We start from the raw sequence: 5,084 nt of genomic DNA, 5'->3' as shown, positions 1-5,084 counted from the left end.
CCCTGTGGGAGCGGGTTTACCCGCGAAGAGGCCGGAACAGGCAAGGCACAATCTACTCGACGCGCGTCTCGCCGCTATACACCAATATTTCCCGACACCGCTTGCACAGGTAGCGCCGCCCCTGGCGCACCAGCTTGTGCCGCTGCGCGGTAAACGGGAAGTCGCTCTGCGGGCACGGGCACCGGTAGATGTAGCGGGTCACCACGCGCCGTTGCACTTCGTAGTTGTGGCAACGGTTGGGCGGCAGTTCATACACCCCGCGCATGATCAACTGCCACTCCTCGCCATGGGCTTGGATACGGTCGCCGAACAGCTGGTGTGCCACCAGGTGCGCCACTTCATGGGCCACGGTCTGGCGCAGGAAGTCTTCCTGGTTTTCGCGGTAAAGCTGCAGGTTGAAGCGCAGCAGGTTCTCGTGCAGGTGAGCGACACCGGCTTTTTGCCCGCGCAGCTTGAAGCTGACTTCCGGGCGCGGGAAGGGGCGTTTGAAGAAGGTTTCAGCTTGCTGGTAACAGGTTTCAACGCGTTGTCTGAGCAGCTCGGGCATGGCGGGGTGGTTCTCCTGACCGGGCATTATGCCGCAACCCCGGGCAGCCTGCCGAGCCACCGGTCAGCGCACAGCCAGAGGCCGCCTTGCGGCGGCCCCAGGTTTGATGCCCCAGTGTTGGTCGAGTCTGTTCTAGTTGGTGTAGACGGGCCCCACGCCCAGTCCCCAGATGATCACAGTGGCGGCCATGATCGCCACCAGTACCACAAGGCCTACCGCCAGCACCGAGCTGGAGAACAGGAAGCCTTCGTCGGATGGTATGTTCATGAACGTCGGCAAACCGACGTACAACAGGTACACCGTGTAGCAGATGGCGGCGGTGCCGATCAGCATGCCCAGCCACAGGTGTGGGTACAGCGCCGCCAGGCCGCCGATGAACAGCGGTGTGGCGGTATAGGTTGCAAAGGCGATGCACTGTGCCATGGACGGGTTGGCATCGTAGGTGCGGGCCATCCAATGGATGAACGCCCCCATTACCGCCACCCCGGCAAGCATCGCCAGGTACGACATGATGCTCATCCAGATGGCGCTTTCCATGGTCAGCATCACCGCTGGCCGGTCGCCGATCACCCAGCCGACCTGGGTGGTACCGATGAACGCCGAAACGGCGGGGATCGCAGCCAGGATCAGGGTATGCGTCAGGTACATGTGGCTGATGGTTTCTTCTTCGCCACGAATTTCCCGCCATTCCTGGTCGGGATGGGTAAACAGCCCCACAACGTGATGAATCATGCCGATCACTCCTCTCAATGTTGCCAAACGCCCCCCAGATGGAGCGCAAGCGGCCCGAGGCCCGAACACCTAAGCAAGCGGTAATGTGGCCTTATGTCGCAGTATAGGAAGCCGTTACCCGCATAAACCGCGCTTTTTAGAGCAAATTGCGCTGTAACGCGCGCTGTTGATTACAATGAAGTCTTTATCGGAATGCCTACAGCACCGCCGCGTTTGTGCGTAAAATAGCCCGCTTTTGTCACACCTCGCGGATCCAAGCGCTATGGGCACCCTCTCGGTCAACCAGAACAAACTGCAAAAACGCCTGCGTCGTCTCGCCGGCGAAGCCATCACCGACTACAACATGATCGAGGATGGCGACAAGGTCATGGTCTGCCTGTCCGGCGGCAAGGACAGCTACACCATGCTCGACGTTCTGTTGCACCTGCAGAAGGTGGCACCGATCAAGTTCGAGATCGTGGCGGTGAACATGGACCAGAAGCAGCCGGGGTTCCCCGAGCACGTGCTGCCGGCCTACCTCAAGGAACTGGGCGTCGAGTATCACATCGTCGAGAAGGACACCTACTCGGTGGTCAAGGAGCTGGTCCCCGAGGGCAAGACCACCTGCTCGCTGTGTTCGCGCCTGCGCCGTGGCACCCTCTACACCTTCGCCGACGAGATCGGCGCGACCAAGATGGCGCTGGGACACCACCGCGACGATATCGTCGAAACCTTCTTCCTCAACATGTTCTTCAACGGCGCGCTCAAGGGCATGCCGCCGAAGCTGCGTGCCGACGATGGCCGCAACGTGGTGATCCGTCCGCTGGCCTACTGCAGCGAGAAGGATATCCAGGCCTATTCGGACATGAAGGAATTCCCGATCATCCCGTGCAACCTGTGCGGTTCGCAGGAAAACCTGCAGCGCCAGGTGGTCAAGGACATGCTGGTGGAATGGGAGCGCAAGCACCCGGGCCGTACCGAGAGCATCTTCCGCGCCCTGCAGAACGTGGCACCGTCGCAGCTGGCCGACCGCAACCTGTTCGACTTCACCAGCCTGAAGATCGACGAAAACGCCACCCCGCGTTTTCTTGACGTGCTGAACATCTGAGCCCATGCGCGATTACCAGTGGTTGCACGAGTACTGCCTGAACCGCTTCGGCTCGGGCCAGGCCCTGGAGGCCTTCCTGCCGCAGCCGCGCACACCGGCGCAGCTGCGTGATATCAGCGACGACCGCTACCTGTCGACCTTGGCCCTGCGCGTATTCCGCGCCGGGCTCAAGCACAGCCTGGTGGATGCCAAGTGGCCGGCGTTCGAGCAGGTGTTCTTCGGCTTCGACCCGGAGAAGGTGGTATTGATGGGCGCCGAGCACCTCGAGCGACTGATGCACGACGAGCGCATCATCCGCCACCTGGGCAAGCTCAAGAGCGTGCCGCGCAATGCGCAGATGGTTCTTGACGTGGCCAAGGAGAAGGGCAGTTTCGGCGCCTTCATCGCCGACTGGCCGGTGACCGACATCGTCGGTTTGTGGAAGTACCTGGCCAAGCACGGCAACCAGCTGGGCGGGTTGTCGGCACCGCGCTTCTTGCGCATGGTCGGCAAGGATACGTTCATTCCTACCGATGACATGGCTGCGGCGTTGATTGCGCAGAAGGTGATCGACAAACCGCCGACCAGCCAGCGGGACCTGGCCTTGGTGCAGCAGGCGTTCAACCAGTGGCATGCCGAGAGTGGGCGGCCGCTGTGCCAGTTGTCGGTGATGCTGGCGCATACCGTCAACCATTGAAATTGCTGGGGCCGCTAAGCGGCCCCGGGATATCAACTGCCTTCGCCCGCCATGCGCCGCTCATGCTGGAACTTCCAGCGCACATACAGCAGCCCGGTAATGAACAGCCCCAGGCTCACCAGCACTTCTACCCAGCCAAATACCGCCCGTGCCGGGTCGAACGCCGCCAGCACGCCCTTGATGAAATAGATATTCACCACGAAGCAGGTCCAGGCATGTGCCCGGGCGCTGCCTGTCAGCATGCCCGGCAGCAACAGCAGCAACGGCACCAGTTCGATCGCCAGGATCACCTCGACCCGCGCCCCGTGCAGGTTGGCGAACCACAGGTTGTTCACCACCAGCAGGGCGATCAGGCCGAAGAAGAACGCCAGGCTCAAGGCCCGCGTCAGGCGCAGACGCGGTGCCAGCCATTCCAGCGCCGGCAATACCTTGGGCTTCTTAGCCACGTGCGGCCTCCAGTGCCTTGGCAGTGGTCGCCAGGCGTTGGCCAAGTGCGCGGCACAGGGCTATCTCGTGCTGGTCGAGCTCGCGCTTGCCATCGGCGCCAGCATGATGGCTGGCGCCATACGGGGTGCCGCCGCCACGGGTCTCGAGCAATGCCGATTCGCTGTACGGCAAGCCCATTACCAGCATGCCGTGGTGCATCAGCGGTAGCATCATCGACAGCAGGGTGGTTTCCTGCCCGCCGTGCAGGCTGGCGGTAGAGGTGAAAACACCCGCCGGCTTGCCGACCAGTTCACCGCCCAACCACAGGCTGCTGGTGCCATCCAGGAAGTACTTGAGCGGCGCCGCCATGTTGCCGAAGCGGGTCGGGCTACCCAATACCAGGCCGGCGCAGTGGCGCAAGTCGTCCAAGGTGGCGTACAGCGCGCCACTGGCCGGGATGTCCGGGGCCACTGCTTCGCACTCGGTGGAAATCGCCGGCACCGTGCGCAGGCGGGCCTCCATGCCGGCCAGTTCGATGCCGCGGGCGATGTGCCGGGCCATCTCGCTGGTCGAACCATGGCGGCTGTAATACAGCACCAGGATGTAGGGCTGGCTCACGGTAGAATCTCCAGTACTTTCTCGGGCGGTCGTCCGACCACGGCCTTGTCACCGGCGACCAGGATCGGCCGCTCGATCAGCTTGGGGTGCCGGGCCATGGCCTCGATCAGTTGTGCGTCGGTCAGCGCCGGGTCGGCCAGGTTCAGCTCCTTGTACTCGTCCTCGCCGGTACGCAGCAGCTGGCGCGGGGCGATGCCCAGCTTGCCGAGCAGGGCCTTCAGGGTAACAGCGTCGGGCGGTGTCTCGAGGTAGCGCACGATGGTCGGCGCCAGGCCGCGAGCTTCGAGCAGTTCCAGGGCACCGCGGGATTTCGAGCAGCGCGGGTTATGATAGAGCGTAAGGTCGGTCATGTCGGGTCGCATCCAGCAGGTTGTGGCGGCTATTCTAACCGCAGCGACTGACCAATTTGCTTTAAAACTCGAGAAGGATTGACCCATGGCAAGGCGTCTGGCAGCAGTACTGGCCATCACCGCGAGCCTGTTGCTCGGTGGTTGCGGTGCCGATTATGGCGTGGACCAACACGGTAATACGGTTAAGGCCGAACAGATTGATGGGCACTGGCTGGTGCTCAACTACTGGGCCGAATGGTGCGGGCCGTGCCGTACCGAAATCCCCGAACTGAACGCGGCAGCCAAGCAATGGGCGGCCGATGGTATCAAGGTGGTGGGGGTGAACTTCGATGGCTTGCAGGGGCAGGAACTGAAGCAGGCTGCCGAAACCCTGGGCATCGCTTTCACCGTATTGGCACAGGACCCGGCCGAGCGCTATGACCTGCCACGCAGCGAGGCATTGCCGGTGACCTACATCATCGATGACAAGGGCAAGGTGCGGGAACAGTTGATGGGCGAGCAGACCCGGGAAGGGCTGCAGGCCAAGATCAAGGCCCTGAAGGGCGCCTGAAGTCAGCCTGTACCGGCCCTATCGCCGGCAAGCCAGCTCCCACAGGTACTGCACAGGGCTTGAAGGCTGTGCAGTACCTGTGGGAGCTGGCTTGCCGG

General features: G+C 62.5%; 8 protein-coding genes. 3 read left to right on the top strand and 5 right to left on the bottom strand.

Annotation, left to right across the window (positions count from 1 at the left end; all coding sequences use genetic code 11):
- Nucleotides 1-52 precede the first annotated feature (52 nt).
- Both ACK1U9_RS22565 and ACK1U9_RS22560 read right to left on the bottom strand, forming a co-directional pair.
- Nucleotides 53-547, bottom strand: a complete 495-nt coding sequence (locus ACK1U9_RS22565) for a SprT family zinc-dependent metalloprotease (RefSeq protein WP_025338002.1) — start codon at nt 545-547, stop codon at nt 53-55.
- A 132-nt stretch (nt 548-679) separates the two neighbouring features.
- Entirely contained in the window at nt 680-1,279 is a 600-nt protein-coding gene (locus ACK1U9_RS22560) for a Yip1 family protein (RefSeq protein ID WP_003252385.1), read from the bottom strand.
- Between the two features lie 262 nt (nt 1,280-1,541).
- On the opposite strand from ACK1U9_RS22560, the gene ttcA reads away from it, so the two are divergent.
- Both ttcA and ACK1U9_RS22550 read left to right on the top strand, forming a co-directional pair.
- Nucleotides 1,542-2,366: a tRNA 2-thiocytidine(32) synthetase TtcA gene (gene ttcA, locus ACK1U9_RS22555; protein WP_012270926.1), complete on the top strand. Its 825-nt coding sequence runs from the start codon at nt 1,542-1,544 to the stop codon at nt 2,364-2,366.
- A gap of 4 nt (nt 2,367-2,370) precedes the next feature.
- A complete protein-coding gene (locus tag ACK1U9_RS22550) occupies nt 2,371-3,042 on the top strand; it encodes a DNA-3-methyladenine glycosylase I (protein ID WP_085602070.1) in 672 nt (223 codons plus the stop codon).
- A 32-nt stretch (nt 3,043-3,074) separates the two neighbouring features.
- On the opposite strand, the gene ACK1U9_RS22545 is transcribed toward ACK1U9_RS22550, so the two are convergent.
- From ACK1U9_RS22545 to arsC, 3 genes are read right to left on the bottom strand one after another with little or no spacing between them, the layout of a single operon-like run.
- Nucleotides 3,075-3,488 carry a DUF2069 domain-containing protein gene (locus ACK1U9_RS22545; protein ID WP_046616648.1) on the bottom strand — a complete coding sequence of 138 codons (414 nt, stop codon included), beginning with the start codon at nt 3,486-3,488 and terminating at the stop codon, nt 3,075-3,077.
- A complete protein-coding gene (wrbA, locus tag ACK1U9_RS22540) occupies nt 3,481-4,086 on the bottom strand; it encodes an NAD(P)H:quinone oxidoreductase (RefSeq protein WP_025338005.1) in 606 nt (201 codons plus the stop codon). The genes ACK1U9_RS22545 and wrbA overlap by 8 nt, the downstream gene beginning before the upstream one ends.
- Nucleotides 4,083-4,436: an arsenate reductase (glutaredoxin) gene (arsC, locus tag ACK1U9_RS22535; RefSeq protein ID WP_449110198.1), complete on the bottom strand. Its 354-nt coding sequence runs from the start codon at nt 4,434-4,436 to the stop codon at nt 4,083-4,085. The genes wrbA and arsC overlap by 4 nt, the downstream gene beginning before the upstream one ends.
- Before the next feature lie 85 nt (nt 4,437-4,521).
- On the opposite strand from arsC, the gene ACK1U9_RS22530 reads away from it, so the two are divergent.
- Complete coding sequence (locus ACK1U9_RS22530) at nt 4,522-4,986, top strand: TlpA disulfide reductase family protein (RefSeq protein WP_085602068.1); 465 nt, start codon at nt 4,522-4,524, stop codon at nt 4,984-4,986.
- The last annotated feature ends 98 nt before the right edge of the window (nt 4,987-5,084 follow it).

It is taken from the genome of Pseudomonas sp. XP1 (assembly GCF_053557675.1).
Note: the sequence above shows the minus strand (reverse complement) of the source record. Positions and strands in the feature narration are given on the sequence as shown.

Coding starts and splice junctions, on each gene's coding strand:
- ACK1U9_RS22560 (WP_003252385.1), bottom strand. CDS start 1,279: ATGATTCATCACGTTGTGGGGCTGTTTACCCATCCCGACCAGGAATGG.
- arsC (WP_449110198.1), bottom strand. CDS start 4,436: ATGACCGACCTTACGCTCTATCATAACCCGCGCTGCTCGAAATCCCGC.
- ACK1U9_RS22530 (WP_085602068.1), top strand. CDS start 4,522: ATGGCAAGGCGTCTGGCAGCAGTACTGGCCATCACCGCGAGCCTGTTG.
- ACK1U9_RS22550 (WP_085602070.1), top strand. CDS start 2,371: ATGCGCGATTACCAGTGGTTGCACGAGTACTGCCTGAACCGCTTCGGC.
- ttcA (WP_012270926.1), top strand. CDS start 1,542: ATGGGCACCCTCTCGGTCAACCAGAACAAACTGCAAAAACGCCTGCGT.
- ACK1U9_RS22565 (WP_025338002.1), bottom strand. CDS start 547: ATGCCCGAGCTGCTCAGACAACGCGTTGAAACCTGTTACCAGCAAGCT.